General features: G+C 67.1%; 15 protein-coding genes. 8 read left to right on the top strand and 7 right to left on the bottom strand.

What is annotated here, in order from left to right; genetic code table 11:
- Positions 1 to 4 precede the first annotated feature (4 nt).
- The 6 genes from CX676_RS12145 (at position 5) to CX676_RS12120 (ending at position 3,983) form a co-directional block, all read left to right on the top strand.
- Complete coding sequence (locus tag CX676_RS12145; protein WP_101752855.1) at positions 5 to 739, top strand: pyridoxine 5'-phosphate synthase; 735 nt, start codon at positions 5 to 7, stop codon at positions 737 to 739.
- A 22-nt stretch (positions 740 to 761) separates the two neighbouring features.
- On the top strand, positions 762 to 1,169 hold the full coding sequence (acpS, locus tag CX676_RS12140; protein ID WP_101752854.1) for a holo-ACP synthase: 408 nt from the start codon (positions 762 to 764) through the stop codon (positions 1,167 to 1,169).
- Positions 1,170 to 1,242: 73 nt separating this feature from the next.
- Entirely contained in the window at positions 1,243 to 2,034 is a 792-nt protein-coding gene (gene lepB, locus CX676_RS12135; RefSeq protein ID WP_101752853.1) for a signal peptidase I, read from the top strand.
- Positions 2,031 to 2,720: a ribonuclease III gene (gene rnc, locus CX676_RS12130; RefSeq protein ID WP_101752852.1), complete on the top strand. Its 690-nt coding sequence runs from the start codon at positions 2,031 to 2,033 to the stop codon at positions 2,718 to 2,720. Before lepB ends, rnc begins: the two co-directional genes overlap by 4 nt.
- Entirely contained in the window at positions 2,717 to 3,658 is a 942-nt protein-coding gene (gene era, locus CX676_RS12125) for a GTPase Era (protein ID WP_232816439.1), read from the top strand. Before rnc ends, era begins: the two co-directional genes overlap by 4 nt.
- Complete coding sequence (locus CX676_RS12120) at positions 3,651 to 3,983, top strand: DUF1491 family protein (protein WP_101752851.1); 333 nt, start codon at positions 3,651 to 3,653, stop codon at positions 3,981 to 3,983. Before era ends, CX676_RS12120 begins: the two co-directional genes overlap by 8 nt.
- Positions 3,984 to 4,059: 76 nt before the next feature.
- Here CX676_RS12120 and CX676_RS12115 read toward each other — a convergent pair whose 3' ends face one another.
- Genes CX676_RS12115 through CX676_RS12105 form a run of 3 tightly spaced genes read right to left on the bottom strand, consistent with a single transcriptional unit; the run spans position 4,060 to position 6,889 of the window.
- A complete protein-coding gene (locus tag CX676_RS12115) occupies positions 4,060 to 5,361 on the bottom strand; it encodes a TRAP transporter large permease (RefSeq protein WP_101752850.1) in 1,302 nt (433 codons plus the stop codon).
- A complete protein-coding gene (locus CX676_RS12110) occupies positions 5,354 to 5,845 on the bottom strand; it encodes a TRAP transporter small permease (protein ID WP_101752849.1) in 492 nt (163 codons plus the stop codon). The genes CX676_RS12115 and CX676_RS12110 overlap by 8 nt, the downstream gene beginning before the upstream one ends.
- 6 nt (positions 5,846 to 5,851) lie before the next feature.
- Complete coding sequence (locus CX676_RS12105; RefSeq protein ID WP_101752848.1) at positions 5,852 to 6,889, bottom strand: TRAP transporter substrate-binding protein; 1,038 nt, start codon at positions 6,887 to 6,889, stop codon at positions 5,852 to 5,854.
- 352 nt (positions 6,890 to 7,241) lie between these two features.
- Between CX676_RS12105 and CX676_RS12100 the strand changes: the two genes are divergently transcribed.
- The gene (locus CX676_RS12100) at positions 7,242 to 7,958 is read left to right on the top strand and encodes an IclR family transcriptional regulator (protein WP_101752847.1); all 717 of its coding nucleotides are present in this window, start codon (positions 7,242 to 7,244) and stop codon (positions 7,956 to 7,958) included.
- A gap of 74 nt (positions 7,959 to 8,032) precedes the next feature.
- Here CX676_RS12100 and CX676_RS12095 read toward each other — a convergent pair whose 3' ends face one another.
- The 4 genes from CX676_RS12095 to CX676_RS12080 are packed head-to-tail and all read right to left on the bottom strand — an operon-like array spanning position 8,033 to position 12,810.
- Positions 8,033 to 9,160: an acyl-CoA dehydrogenase family protein gene (locus tag CX676_RS12095; RefSeq protein ID WP_101752846.1), complete on the bottom strand. Its 1,128-nt coding sequence runs from the start codon at positions 9,158 to 9,160 to the stop codon at positions 8,033 to 8,035.
- The gene (locus CX676_RS12090) at positions 9,160 to 10,347 is read right to left on the bottom strand and encodes an acetyl-CoA C-acyltransferase (RefSeq protein ID WP_101752845.1); all 1,188 of its coding nucleotides are present in this window, start codon (positions 10,345 to 10,347) and stop codon (positions 9,160 to 9,162) included. The genes CX676_RS12095 and CX676_RS12090 overlap by 1 nt, the downstream gene beginning before the upstream one ends.
- A gap of 24 nt (positions 10,348 to 10,371) precedes the next feature.
- Positions 10,372 to 11,139 carry an SDR family NAD(P)-dependent oxidoreductase gene (locus CX676_RS12085; RefSeq protein WP_101752844.1) on the bottom strand — a complete coding sequence of 256 codons (768 nt, stop codon included), beginning with the start codon at positions 11,137 to 11,139 and terminating at the stop codon, positions 10,372 to 10,374.
- A gap of 3 nt (positions 11,140 to 11,142) precedes the next feature.
- The gene (locus CX676_RS12080) at positions 11,143 to 12,810 is read right to left on the bottom strand and encodes an acyl-CoA synthetase (protein ID WP_101752843.1); all 1,668 of its coding nucleotides are present in this window, start codon (positions 12,808 to 12,810) and stop codon (positions 11,143 to 11,145) included.
- 130 nt (positions 12,811 to 12,940) lie between these two features.
- Between CX676_RS12080 and CX676_RS12075 the strand changes: the two genes are divergently transcribed.
- A complete protein-coding gene (locus CX676_RS12075) occupies positions 12,941 to 13,954 on the top strand; it encodes an AraC family transcriptional regulator (protein ID WP_101752842.1) in 1,014 nt (337 codons plus the stop codon).
- Positions 13,955 to 13,957 lie beyond the last annotated feature (3 nt).

Below are 13,957 nucleotides of genomic sequence, written 5' to 3'. Positions count from 1 at the left end.
CACCATGCTGCGTCTCGGTGTGAATATCGACCACGTCGCCACCATCCGCAACGCCCGCGGCACCCCCTGGCCCGACCCGCTGCGCGCCGCCCGGATTGCCGAGGAGGCCGGGGCCGATGGCATCACCGCCCATCTGCGCGAGGATCGCCGCCATATCTCGGATGCCGATATCGACGCGCTGATGGACGGGTTGCGCCTGCCCCTGAACCTAGAGATGGCGGCGACCGCCGAGATGCAGACCATCGCGCTGCGTCACCGCCCCCATGCCGTCTGCCTCGTGCCGGAAAAGCGCGAGGAACGCACCACCGAAGGCGGGCTGGACGTGGCCGGCAACGAAAACGCACTGGCCCATTACATCGCGCCGCTGCGCGATGCCGGCAGCCGCGTCTCGCTGTTCATCGGCCACAGCCCCCGCCAAATCGAGGCCGCCGCCCGCATCGGTGCCGCCGTGGTGGAACTGCATACCGGTGCCTATTGCGACTATGACACCGAGGGCCGCATGGACGAGCGTGATGCCGAGCTGGCCGGCCTGCGCGAGGGCGCGGCGCTGGCCGCAAGCCTCGGGCTCGAGGTCCATGCCGGCCACGGGCTGACCTTCGACACGGTCGGCCCCATCGCCGCCATCCCCGAGATCATGGAGCTGAACATCGGCCATTTCCTCATCGCCGAGTCGGTTTTCATCGGCCTTGGCCCCGCCATCGAGGAAATGCGCCGCCGCATGGACGAGGCGCGCCGGTGATCACTGTGGACATCGCCGGATCATGATCCTCGGCATCGGCACAGACCTTGCGAATATCGAGCGCATCCAGGGCACGCTCGACCGCTTTGGCGACCGCTTCCGCAACCGCGTCTTCACCGAGACCGAGCTGGCGAAGGCCGCGCGTCGCAAGGACGAGGCGGGGACGCTGGCGAAACGTTGGGCAGCCAAGGAAGCCTGTTCCAAGGCGCTTGGCACCGGGCTTGCGATGGGCATCTCGTGGCGCGATATGGCGGTCAGCAACCTGCGCACCGGCCAGCCAGTCATGCATCTGACCGGATGGGCGGCCGAGCGTCTGGCCGAGATGACGCCCCCCGGGCATGAGGCCATCGTCCATGTCACCCTGACCGACGATCACCCCTGGGCGCAGGCCTTCGTGGTCATCGAGGCCCGCCCGAACGCGCCGGCATAGCCCGTCCAGCTTGACTCGCCCCCCGCGCGGGACCATGAACGCGCCACGCGCAGAACCTAAGGATCAAGGCATCATGGCAGACAGCACCGTCCGCAAGAAGGAAGGCATCTGGGAGACCGTCAAGACGATCTTCTGGGCGCTGGTCATCGCGGGCATCTTCCGCACGCTGTTCTTCCAGCCCTTCTGGATTCCCTCGGGCTCGATGAAGGACACGCTGCTGATCGGGGATTTCCTGTTCGTCAACAAGATGGCCTATGGCTATTCGCAACATTCCTGCCCCTTCTCGATGTGCCCGATCTCGGGCCGCATCCTCGGCTCCGACCCAGAGCGTGGCGATGTCGTGGTCTTCCGCCACCCGACCCGCAATGTCGATTTCATCAAGCGCGTCATCGGCCTGCCCGGCGACACCGTGCAAGTGACGGGTGGCAAGCTGATCCTGAACGGCGAGCCGGTGCCGACCGAACCCGCCAGCGATTTCGTCGAGATCAAGGCTCAGCAGGGCCCGCAGGGGCTGATCCCGCGCTGCGTCAATGATCCCGTCCCGGAAGGCGGCGAATGCATCAAGCAGCGTTTCACCGAGACGCTGCCCGGCGGCAAAAGCCATGACGTGCTGAACATCCTCGATGGCTGGGTGGCCGATGACACGCCGGTCTTCACCGTGCCCGAGGGCGAATATTTCTTCATGGGCGACAACCGCGACAATTCCGAGGATTCGCGCTTCTCGCCGGTGACCGGCGGGCTTGGCTTCGTGCCGGCGGAATACCTGATCGGCCGCGCCGACCGGATCATGTTCTCCTCGGCCGGCCGCTCGCTCCTCTACTTCTGGACCTGGCGCGCCGACCGCTTCTTCAAGGCGGTCGAGTGAAACCCGGCGCCGATATCCGCGCCTTCATGACCCGGCTGGGGCACGAGTTCAGCCGGCCGGATCTGCTTATCCGCGCGCTGACCCATGGCTCGATCGCCACGGCCACGCGCCCCGACAACCAGCGGCTGGAGTTTCTGGGCGACCGGGTGCTGGGCCTCGTCATGGCCGAGGCGCTGTTCAGCGCCGACCGGCAGGCGACCGAGGGCCAATTGGCGCCGCGCTACAACGCGCTGGTGCGGGGCGAGACCTGCGCCGCCGTGGCCCGCGAGATCGGTCTGGGCGATGTGCTGAAACTCGGCCGCTCGGAAATGCTGTCCGGCGGTCGCCGGAAAGAGGCGCTGCTGGCCGATGGCATGGAGGCCGTTCTGGCCGCCGTCTATCTGGATGCCGGGTTCGAACCCGCGCGCGAGGTGATCCTGCGGCTCTGGGCCGAACACATGGACGCAACGCCCGACGACCCGCGCGACGCCAAGACGGCGCTGCAGGAATGGGCGCAGGCCCAAGGGATGCCGCCCCCCGAATATGAACAGACCGGACGCGATGGCCCCGACCACGCGCCGGTTTTCCACATCACTGCCCGCCTTGCCGATGGCAGCACCGCCGAGGCGCGGGGCGCGGGTACCAAACGCAGCATCGAACAGGCCGCCGCCCAGGCCCTGCTGGACCGGCTGGAGGGCCGTTCATGACCGAAGAAATGAAGACCGAAGACCAGCCGACCGACACCCGCGCCGGCTTCGTCGCCCTGATCGGCGAACCCAATGCCGGCAAGTCGACCCTGCTCAATCGCATGGTCGGCGCCAAGGTCTCGATCGTGACCCACAAGGTCCAGACCACCCGCGCCCGCATCCGCGGCATTGCCATCGAGGCCAAGGCGCAGATCGTTTTTGTCGACACGCCCGGCATCTTCCGCCCGCGCCGCCGGCTGGACCGCTCGATGGTCGCCGCCGCCTGGGGCGGGGCCTCGGATGCCGATATCGTCTGTCTGCTGGTCGAGGCACATCGCGGGCTGACCCCCGGCGTCCGCGCCATCATCGACGCGCTGAAGGAACACAAGGTCAGCGCCCCGGTGGCCCTGGTCATCAACAAGATCGACCGGGTGAAGGCCGAGGCGCTGCTGGCGCTGTCGGCCGAGGCCAATGCCGAATATCCCTTCGCCCATACCTTCATGATCTCGGCCGAGCGCGGCCATGGCGCCGCCGATCTGGGCGAATGGCTGGCCCAGACCCTGCCGCTTGGTCCCTGGCTCTATCCCGAGGACCAGATCGCCGACCTGCCGATGCGCATGATCGCCGCCGAGATCACCCGCGAAAAGCTGACCCTGCGCCTGCACGAGGAAATCCCCTACCAGCTGACGGTCGAAACCGAGAACTGGGAAGAACGCAAGGACGGTTCGGCCCGGATCGACCAGCTGATCTATGTCGCCCGCCCCGGCCACAAGGGCATCGTCCTTGGCAAGGGCGGCGAGACGATCAAGGCCGTCAGCACCGCCGCCCGCGCCGAGCTGGAAGAATTCACCGGCCGCAAGATCCACCTGTTCCTGCAGGTGAAGGTGCGCGAGAACTGGCTGGACGAGGCCGAGCGCTACAACGAGATGGGCCTCAACTTCCGCGACGGCGATGGCTGAGGCAAGGCTGGCGACGGGCATCTGGGTCTCGGCCTATCTCGCCCGTCTCGGCCAGAACAACATCCCCGCCTATATCCTCGCCCGGGGCGACGACACCGCCGGCGCCGTGCTGGTCAAATGCGCCCGGCTTGACGGCACCGCCCAGCTTTGGGCGCGCGAATGGGACTTTGAGACCGATACCCGCGACTGGAGGGTGATCGAGGACGCCCCCGAGCGCACCATCGACGAATCCATCCGCCGCCAGCGCGGCTATGATCCCGACCTCTGGGTCGTCGAGGTGGAAAGCCGCGAGGGCAGGGTGCTGCTGGGGGAAGAGGGGTTATAAGCGGTCCATGTGAAACCGCCCGGTCCTCGAAGGGACCGGGCGGCTCTTGTTTGGATGATCAGGAACGCGAGGACCGTCAGCCCATTTGCCCCGGCAGCCACAGCGCCAGCGCCGGGATGCCGACCAACATCGCCAGCCGGACGATATCGGCCAGGATGAAGGGCAGGATGCCACGGACCACGGTACCCATCTTCAGCCCGGGCTGGGTCGCCTGCACCACGAACAGGTTCATGCCAATGGGCGGGGTGATCAGCCCGATCTCGGCCACGGTGACGACGATGATCCCGAACCAGATCAGGTCGTAACCCATCTGCGCGGCAATCGGCATCAGCAGCGGCACGGTCAGCAGCACCATGGACATGCTGTCCATGAAGCAGCCCAGCACGATGTAGAAGGCGAGGATCAGCAGCAGCACCGCCATCGGCCCCAGCCCCGCATGTTCGATCAACCCGATCAGGTATTGCGGCAGGCCGGTGCCCTCGAGGAAGAAGTTGAACAGCGCCGCGCCGATCAGGATGAAGAAGATCATCCCGGTCAGCCCCGCGGTCTCGGCGATCGAGGATTTGAGCGTCGCCCGATTCACCCCGCCCGAGAAAAGCGCGAGGATGAAGGCACCGACGGCTCCCACAGCGGCGGCCTCGGTCGGTGAGAACCAGCCGGCATAGATGCCGCCGATCACCACCGCGAACAGCGCCGCCACCGGCCAGATGCGCAGGGTGGCGCGGATACGCTCGGCCCAGTCATGGCGCGGGCTGGGTGGGGCCAGTTCCGGCTTCAGCCGCACCTGCACCATGACCGCGACGGCATAGAGGACCGCGCCGAGGATACCGGGGATCAGCGCCGCGATGAACAGCTGCCCGATGCTCGATTGCGTCAGCAGGCCATAGACCACCAGGATCACCGAGGGCGGGATCAGCACGCCAAGCGTGCCGCCTGCCGCCACCGTGGCCGAGGCCAGCGAGGGTGAATAGCCGTGACGCGCCATTTCCGGCATCGCCACCCGGCCGATGGTGGCGACCGTTGCCAGCGACGATCCGCAGATCGCCCCAAAGAGCGCCGAGGCCCCGACCGAGGTGACCGCCAACCCGCCGCGCACATGGCCGATCCAGGCGTTGATGGCCTGAAACAGCGCCCGCGACAGCCCGGCATGGCTGGCGAATACCCCCATCATCACGAACAGCGGGATGACCGAGAAAGAATAGGGAAAGATCGCCTCGAACGGTGCCGAGCCCAGCACATAGGCGACCCCGCCCCAGCCGTTCATCCACCAGAAGCCAAACGCGCCGACCGCGCCCATGGCGATGGCGACCGGCAGGCCGAGGGCGATCAGCCCAAGCGCCACGAAGAAGCCCAGAAGGCCAAGAACAGGATCAGACATGGGCCGCGGGCTCCGTCGGTTGGTCGTCGCGCAGGATGCCGGCGAAATGCAGCGCCGCGCCGATCAGGCTGATCGCCATGCCCGCGAGCAGCGGATACCAGAACCAGGCGATGGGGATGCCCAGTTGCTGCGAGACATCGCCAAAGGCGGTGCGGGTCTTGAAGGTGGCAAAGCCGTGCCACAGCAGCAGGGCCAGAAGCCCCAGCGTGACCAGCGTGGCAAAGCCGCGCAGCACCAGCGCCACCGGGCGCGGCACCGCGCCAACGATGACATCGACACCCACATGCGCGCCGGTCAGGAAGGCGAAGGGCATCACCAGCCAGGCGCCGGTGAAGACGCAAAGCTGCACGATATCGACCACGCCGATGATCGGCGCGCCAAACCGGCGGCCGAGGATGTCGGCCACCGTGATCAGGGCGGCGGCCGAATAGGCCGCCACCCCCAGCACGGCGAACAGCCGCACCATCTTGTCGAGACGCTGCATCAGGGATCAGCTTTCGTTCGGGTGCTGGGCCTCGTATTCGGCCACCGCATCCTGCATCGCCTTGTAGATCTCGGCGGCGTTCTCGACCCCTTCGCCCTCGACCGTCTTGATGTAGTTCTGGATCATCGGCTGCAGCGCCTCGCGCCATTTGGCGCGCTCGTCCTCGCTCAGCTTGGTGATGACGTGCCCTGTGGCCTCGGCCTCTTCCCGGCCCGGCTTGTCCCAGGCATCCCACCAGTCGCCGAACTTGGGCTCGAGCGCGTCGCCCGAGGCCTGATCGATGCAGCTTTTGGCGGTGTCGCTCAGCTTGTCATAGCTGTTCTGGTTCATCACGAAGAAGAACGAGACGGTATAGGCACCGGCGTCGAGGTGGTATTTCAGCACCTTGTTCAGGCCAAAACTTTTCACCGGGTCCCAGGGGAAGACGGTGCCGTCGATCACGCCCTTCTGCAGGTTCTCATAGACCTCGCCCGGCGGCAGGCCCTGCGGATCGGCGCCGAGGAAGGTCAGCATCTCCGAGACGGCGGGGCTGGGCGTGCGGATGCGCAGACCCTTCATGTCCTCCATCACCTTCACTTCCTTGGCGCTGGTATGGATCAACCCGCCATTATGGGCGAAGAGACCCAGCACCTTCAGGCCCTGATATTCCGGGGCGAGGTAGTCGGGGAAGACCTTCCACAGCGCATAGGTGGCGGCACCGGCATCGGCGGTCAGGAAGGGCATGTCGATCAGCGAAGTGCGCGGAAAGCGCCCGCGCGGCAGTCCGGTCAGGCCGACGGCGATGTCGCTGACACCGGCCAGAACCTGTTCCTGCTGGCGGGCCACGTTGCCCAGCTGGCTGCCGGCGCCCGAGATCTCGAATTCCAGCTCGCCCTTGCTGCAGGCGGCGACCTGCTCGGTCCAGGGCTGGATGAAGTCGACCTGGAAGCCGTGGACGGCGGGCAGGTAGTGGCTGAGCTTCAGCTTGGTCACCTCGGCCGCAGCCGACAGCGGCAGCAGTGCGACGATCGCGGCCGAAGCCATCAGGGTCTTGGAGATGGTCATGGGTTTCCTCCCGTAAGGGTGCGTGAGTGGCGTGGAACTGGATGTACGGAAAACGACTGCCGCGGCCCGGCGCGCCTTCTGCGCGCCTCTGCGGTTCAACCTGCTGCGGGCGGGGCCGGCAGTGGCTGGGTCCAGGGCTGCGGTTGCGGCGGCCGGGTGGAGGCCGTGGCGCAAATCCCCGCATTGGGGGTGCGGTCCCGGAAAAGGCTGATCTGTTGGCTCGCGCCCTGCCGGTCCGATTGTGCCTCGGCTGCCGGTGGCGATTTTTTGCTGATTGCCATGCGCCCTCCCTTGCGCTGCATCAGATTTACTATTATTGAACAACTATGTTCGATTAAAGAGATACGTCTAAATGTGCGCATCTGTCAACGACTCTTCGTCGGGCCCCGAAAGCAACCGTCTGCAGACGCTGGATCGGGGTCTGCGCGCGCTGCGGGTCATCGCCGACTCTCCGGACGGGGTCAGCGTGGCCGAACTGGCCAGTTCGCTTGGAATTGCACGGGCCATTGCCTATCGCATCGTCAGCACGCTCGAGGATCACAGCGCCGTTCACCGCTCTGCCAGCGGGCGGCTGCACCTGGGGGCCGGGCTGCTGACATTGGCGGCGCAGGTCGAGCAAGGGCTGCGCGGCCATGCCCGGCCGATTCTCGAATCACTTGCAGAGGCCAGCGGCTGCTGCGCCTTCCTGTCGGTGGCGCAGGGCGATGAATGCGTGGCGATGTTTTCGGCCGTGCCTGTCAGCGGTTTTCTGGAGGTGAACTACCGCGTCGGCTCGCGGCATCCGCTGGACCGGGGCGCGGCGGGCGTCTCGATCCTTGCCGCCCGCGCCCCGCGCGAGGACGACGATCCGCGTCTGGCGCAGGTGCGTGCCGATGGCTTCGCCCATACCAGGGGCGAGCTGGAGCGCGGCGCCACCGGTATCGCCGCCTCGGTCGCCCTGTCGCGGCTGCGCCATCCCGGGCTCGAAGCCTCGGTCGGCATCGTGACCCTCGGCGCACTGGACGTGGACCGCATCGCCGGGTTGGTCATGTCCGCCGCCGCTGCGCTGGCCGCGCAGATGAACGCGTAGGGTGCGCATGCCAATCGAATGAAAAGAAGCGCCCCACGGGGCGCTTCTTTTTTGTCACGATCAGGGATCGCCGGTCACAGCCCCCGCGCGATCACCATGCGCTGCACCTCGCTGGTGCCTTCATAGATCTGGCAGACCCGCACGTCGCGATAGATGCGTTCGACCGGGTAATCGGCCAGGTAGCCATAGCCGCCATGCAGCTGGATCGCCGCCGAGCAGACCTTTTCGGCCATTTCCGAGGCGAAAAGCTTGGCCATCGAGGCTTCGGTCAGGCAGGGCTTGCCGGCCTCGCGCAGCGCCGCCGCCCGCAGCACCATCAGCCGCGCCGCGTCGATCTGGGTCGCCATGTCGGCCAGCTTGAAGGCCACCGCCTGATGCTCGATGATCGGCTTTCCGAAGGTGATCCGCTCCTTGGCATAGGCCAGCGCCGCCTCATAGGCGCCGCGCGCCATGCCCACCGCCTGCGAGGCGATGCCGATGCGCCCGCCCTCAAGGTTCGCCAGCGCGATCCTGTAGCCCTCGCCTTCCTCGCCAAGACGGTTTTCCACCGGCACGCGCATATTGGTGAAAGCCAGCGCGCAGGTGTCCGAGCTATGCTGACCCAGCTTGTGCTCGACGGTGACAACCTCGTAACCCGGCGTGTCGGTCGGCACGATGAAGGCCGAGATGCCCTTCTTGCCGGCCTCGGGATCGGTCACGGCAAAGACGATGACCACCTTGCCATTCTGGCCCGAGGTGATGAACTGCTTGGCCCCGTCGATGACATAGTGATCGCCATCCCGCCGCGCCCGCGTCTTCAGCGCCGAGGCGTCCGAGCCGGTATGCGGTTCGGTCAGGGCAAAGCCGCCGATCCATTCGCCCGCCGCCATCTTCGGCAGGAAGCGCGCCTTCTGCTCGTCGGTTCCGTATTTCAGGATCGGCACGCAGCCGACCGAGCTATGCACCGACATGATGGTCGAACAGGCGCCATCGGCAGCGGCGATTTCCTCCAGCGCCAGCGCATAGGCGACGGCCCCGGTTTCCGAACCGCCATGCGCCTCGGGCACCAGCATCCCCAAAAAGCCCAGCTCGCCCATCTGCGTCAGTTCCTCGCGCGGGAAGGCATGGGCGCGGTCACGCGCCGCCGCGCCAGGCGCCAGCACGTCCTGCGCAAACTGCCGCGCCATGTCGCGGATCTGTTCCTGTTCTTCGGTGAGCATCATCAGTTCAGCCTTTCGATGGCGACCGCCGTGGCCTCGCCACCGCCGATGCACAGGGTCGCCACGCCGCGATCGAGCCCGTTCCGCTCCAGTGCGTTGAGCAGCGTCACCATCACCCGCGCCCCCGAGGCGCCGATGGGATGCCCCAGCGCGCAGGCGCCGCCGTTGATGTTCACGATGTCATGGGAAAGGCCCAGATCCTGCATCGCCGCCATCGCCACGACCGCGAAAGCCTCGTTCACCTCCCACAGGTCAATGTCGCCGACCGACAGCCCGGTCCGCTCCATCAGTCGGTGGACCGAGCCGATGGGGGCGGTGGGGAAGAGGTTCGGCTTGTCGGCATAGGTGGCGTGACCAAGGATGCGGGCGCGGGGCGTCAACCCGCGTCGCTCGGCCTCGGAGGCGCGCATCAGCACCAGCGCCGCCGCCCCGTCCGAGATCGAGGAGGAATTGGCCGCCGTCACCGTGCCATCCTTGCGGAAGGCGGGCTTCAGCGTCGGGATCTTGTCCAGCCGCGCCTTGCCGGGCTGTTCGTCGAAATCGACCGTCACCTCGCCCTTGCGCGACGAGATGGTGACCGGCACCACCTCGGCCGCAAAGGCACCGCTGTCGATGGCCTTCTGCGCCCGCGTCAGCGAGGCGATGGCGTAATCATCCTGCGCCTGACGGGTGAACTGGTATTCCTGTGCGCAATCCTCGGCAAAGGTGCCCATCAGCCGGCCCTTGTCATAGGCGTCTTCAAGCCCGTCAAGGAACATGCTGTCCATCACCTGGCCATGGCCCATGCGATAGCCACCGCGCGCCTTGGGCAGCAGGTAGGGGGCGTTCGACATGCTTTCCATGCCGCCCGCGACGATCACATCGGCGGAACCTGCAAGGATCAGGTCATGGGCCAGCATCGCCGCCTTCATGCCCGAGCCGCACATCTTGTTGATGGTGGTGGCCCCGGCTGCCAGCGGCAGACCCGCCGCCAGCGCCGCCTGCCGGGCGGGAGCTTGCCCCTGACCGGCGGGCAAGACGCAGCCCATGATGATCTCTTCGACGGCGCTGGCATCCAGCCCCGCACCCTTCAGCGCGCCGCCAATGGCCGCACCGCCAAGCGTGGCCGCCTCGACCCCGGCGAAATCGCCCTGAAAGCCGCCCATCGGCGTGCGCGCGGCACCCACGATGACAATCGGATCCTTGTCCATGATGATCTCCTTATTGGGGGCGCGTTATTTCGGCGCCATGCGCAGCGCACCATCCAGACGGATGACCTCGCCGTTCAGCATCTGGTTCTCGATGATATGCCCGACCATGGCGGCAAATTCCGCCGGCCGGCCAAGGCGCGAGGGGAAGGGCACGTTGGCGCCAAGGCTGTCCTGCACCTCTTGCGGCAGGCCGGCCATCATCGGCGTCTCGAAGATGCCGGGCGCGATGGTGACAACGCGGATGCCGTGCCGCGCCAGTTCGCGGGCTGCGGGCAGGGTCAGCGCGGCCACGCCGCCCTTGGATGCGGCATAGGCCGCCTGGCCGATCTGCCCGTCAAAGGCCGCGATCGAGGCTGTGTTGACGATCACCCCGCGCTCTCCGCCTTCGCCAGCCGGGTTCTTCGCCATCGCATCCGCCGCCAGCCGCAGCATGTTGAAGGTGCCGATCAGGTTGATGCCGATGGCGCGGGCAAAGCTGTCCAGCGCATGCGGGCCCTCGCGGCCGACGATCTTCTCGCCCGGTGCCACACCGGCGCAATTCACCAGCACATCGACCCGACCGAAATCGGCGATGGCTGCGGCAATGGCCGCCTCGCCATCCGCGGCGCTGGTTACATCGGTGCGCACAAACCGCGCATTCGCGCCCAGTTCCGAGACCAGCGCGTCGCCCGCCGCCGCGTTCACGTCCAGTGCGACGACCTTGCCGCCGCCCGCCACCGCCATCCGCGCCACCGCCGCGCCAAGGCCCGAGCCGGCGCCGGTGATGAGAAATACCTTGTCCTTGACCTGCATCGTTCAGGCTCCTTGCTGTTCTTCGAGTTTGGCGATTTCCGCCTTGCGCAGGATGAAGCGCTGGATCTTGCCGCTGGGGGTCTTGGGCAGATCCTCGACGAACTCGACACGGCGCGGATAGGCATGGGCCGAGAGGCGCTTGCGCACGTGCTGCTGCAATTCCTCGGCCAGCGCCGGGCTGCCGGCAAAGCCTTTTGCCAGCACTACAAAGGCGGTGACGATCTCGGTGCGCTCGGGGTCGGGGACACCGATCACCGCCGTCTCGGTCACCGCCGGATGCTCGATCAGCGCGCTTTCCACGTCGAACGGCCCGATGCGATAGCCAGAGGAGGTGATGACATCATCCGCCCGGCCGATGAAGCTGACCGAGCCATCAGGCTCGAATTCGACACTGTCGCCGGTGCGGTAATAGCCGCCCGAGATCGTCGGGGTGGGCTTGTTGTGATAGCCGGTGAACCACAGGATCGGCGACTTGGCGATGTCGATGGCCAGTTCGCCCGGCTGGTTCGGGCCAAGCTCGGTTCCGGCTTCGTCGAGCACGGCGACCCGGTAGCCGGGCATCGCGAGCCCGGCCGAACCGGCGCGGACCGGGTGATCCAGCCCGTGATGGTTGTTCACGCACATGCCAAGCTCGGTCTGGCCGTAATGGTCAAAGATCGGCACGGCCAGATGGGCATCGAACCAGCGGATCACCTCGGGGTTCAGGGGTTCCCCTGCACTGCTGACCACGCGCAGCTGGCCCTTGACCGCCTCGGCAGCCTCGGGGCCGGCGGCCAAGAGCAGTCGGAAGGCGGTGGGCGAGCCGGCAAGGCTGGTCACGCCCAGCTTGCCGATAATGCGATAGGTGCTCTCGGCCGTGAACCCGCCCTCGTAAAGCGTCGTTGCCCGACCCAGCAGCAGCGGCCCGCAGAGCGCGTAATAGAGACCGTAAGCCCAGCCGGGATCGGCGATGTTCCAGAAGATGTCGTCTTCGCGCAGGTCGATCGCCTCGCGCATGTAGGCGCCGAAGGCCAGAAGCGCGCGCAAGGGCACCGGCACGCCCTTCGGCGCGCCCGTCGTGCCCGAGGTCGACATCATCATGAAAAGATCGTCGCCCTTGCGCATCACCGGGGTGAAGTCGGGCGAGGCCTCGGCCATGCCGGCGCGGAAATCAACGTCGCCCGCCGGCAGCGCCTGACCCTCGGCCAGAACCGTCAGCACGGCGGGGCAGTTTTCCACCTCGTCCAGCTTGCCGCGATTGGCGCTGTTGGTGACGACCAGTTTCGCGTCGCTGGTCTGGAAGCGTTGCTGGATCGCCAGCGAGCCGAAGGCGGTGAACAGGGGCTGGTAGACCGCCCCCAGCCGCCAGGCGCCCAGCACCGTGGCGACCAGCTCCACCGTGCGCGGCAGAAGCCCGGCCACCACGTCACCCGGCCCGACGCCCTGCGCCTGGAACAGGTTGGCGGCCCGTGCCGACAGATCGCGCAGATCCTCGAAGCTGTATTCGGTCAGCACCTCGTCCGCCGAGAGGCAGCGCAGGGCCAGGCGCCCGCTGCCGGTGTGACGGTCGCAGCATTCCACGCAGGCGTTCAGCCCGGTCTGCAGATCGCCCTGCAGGCTGGCGATGGCCTCTTCGATGCGGAACGCGGCGGCGGCCTCGGCGAGGCTGGGGCGGTTGCTTCTGTCGGACATGGGCTCCTCCTTCCCGGGTCTGGCACCGACGGGCCAGCCGCCGGACTGGGGCGGACTCTACCCGATTCAGGATTGCAAACAATGACAGCGGCGGCCAAATTGCCTGATCGGAATTGCCAGAGGTGGGGGCATGGAACGCCGGCAGATCTCGCCCGGTTTCGTCGAGGATGCATTGGCGCCACTGCGCCAGCGCGGCATCGATCCGCGCCCGCTGCTGGTCGCGGCGGGCATCGATCCGGCGCTGACCCAGCCGGTCAGCAACCTGCAATATGGGCAGGTCTGGCTGGCGATCACCGATTTGATCGGTGACGAGTATTTCGGCAATGGCGCGCGGCCGATGCGCCCCGGCAGCTTCCAGCTTCTGTGCCATGCGGTGCTGCACGCCGGCACGCTTGACCGCGCGCTGCGTCGGGCGCTGATGTTTCTCAATGTGGTGCTGGATGATCCGACCGGCGAGTTGAGGGTGAAGGATGGCGAGGCCGAGATCCTGCTGAGCGACCGGAACGGCCCCCGCAGCGCCTTTGCCTATCGCAGCTATTGGCTGATCCTGATGGGCGTGGCCTGCTGGCTGGTCGGGCGGCGCCTGCCGCTGATGCGGGTGGATTTCGCCGGACCGGCCCCCGCCAACCGCCGCGACTATCACCAGTTCTTCGGCGCGCCGGTCACCTTCGACCAGCCGCAGAGCCGCCTGACCTTCTCGGCCCGCTATCTGAGCCTGCCGACGATCCGTGACGAGAAGGCGCTGAAAAGCTTCCTGCGCGGTGCGCCCGCGAATATCCTGCTGCGCTATCGCCACGATCAGGACCTGACCACCCGCATACGCAGCCGGCTGCGCGCCACCCCGCCCGAGGACTGGCCCGATTTCGACGGCATCGCCCGCGACCTGCGCCTGTCGCCCGCCACCCTGCGCCGACGGCTGCGCAGCGAGGGGCAGGGTTTCGCGGCCCTGCGGGAGGAGATGCGCCTGCGGCTGGCGCAGGACCGGCTGCGCGGCAGCGAGGACAGCGTGGCCGAGATCGCCATGGCACTGGGCTATCGCGAAGCCAGCGCCTTCTATCGCGCCTTCCGCAAATGGACCGGCGTGACCCCGGCGGAATATCGCGCGGCGGACGAGGGCGCGCGGACCGCGCCTGACCCGAATTGAGGC

The sequence above is a fragment of the Paracoccus zhejiangensis genome (assembly GCF_002847445.1).
GTDB lineage: Bacteria > Pseudomonadota > Alphaproteobacteria > Rhodobacterales > Rhodobacteraceae > Paracoccus > Paracoccus zhejiangensis.
This window is presented reverse-complemented; position numbering and strand designations above follow the sequence as displayed.

Bases quoted from the DNA above. Each gene is read 5' to 3' on its own strand.
- CX676_RS12145 (WP_101752855.1), top strand. From the start codon at position 5: ATGCTGCGTCTCGGTGTGAATATCGACCACGTCGCCACCATCCGCAAC.
- CX676_RS12085 (WP_101752844.1), bottom strand. From the start codon at position 11,139: ATGCAGGTCAAGGACAAGGTATTTCTCATCACCGGCGCCGGCTCGGGC.
- acpS (WP_101752854.1), top strand. From the start codon at position 762: ATGATCCTCGGCATCGGCACAGACCTTGCGAATATCGAGCGCATCCAG.
- CX676_RS12075 (WP_101752842.1), top strand. From the start codon at position 12,941: ATGGAACGCCGGCAGATCTCGCCCGGTTTCGTCGAGGATGCATTGGCG.
- CX676_RS12105 (WP_101752848.1), bottom strand. From the start codon at position 6,889: ATGACCATCTCCAAGACCCTGATGGCTTCGGCCGCGATCGTCGCACTG.
- CX676_RS12115 (WP_101752850.1), bottom strand. From the start codon at position 5,361: ATGTCTGATCCTGTTCTTGGCCTTCTGGGCTTCTTCGTGGCGCTTGGG.
- CX676_RS12100 (WP_101752847.1), top strand. From the start codon at position 7,242: ATGTGCGCATCTGTCAACGACTCTTCGTCGGGCCCCGAAAGCAACCGT.
- CX676_RS12095 (WP_101752846.1), bottom strand. From the start codon at position 9,160: ATGATGCTCACCGAAGAACAGGAACAGATCCGCGACATGGCGCGGCAG.
- CX676_RS12120 (WP_101752851.1), top strand. From the start codon at position 3,651: ATGGCTGAGGCAAGGCTGGCGACGGGCATCTGGGTCTCGGCCTATCTC.
- lepB (WP_101752853.1), top strand. From the start codon at position 1,243: ATGGCAGACAGCACCGTCCGCAAGAAGGAAGGCATCTGGGAGACCGTC.
- CX676_RS12110 (WP_101752849.1), bottom strand. From the start codon at position 5,845: ATGCAGCGTCTCGACAAGATGGTGCGGCTGTTCGCCGTGCTGGGGGTG.
- CX676_RS12090 (WP_101752845.1), bottom strand. From the start codon at position 10,347: ATGGACAAGGATCCGATTGTCATCGTGGGTGCCGCGCGCACGCCGATG.
- era (WP_232816439.1), top strand. From the start codon at position 2,717: ATGACCGAAGAAATGAAGACCGAAGACCAGCCGACCGACACCCGCGCC.
- CX676_RS12080 (WP_101752843.1), bottom strand. From the start codon at position 12,810: ATGTCCGACAGAAGCAACCGCCCCAGCCTCGCCGAGGCCGCCGCCGCG.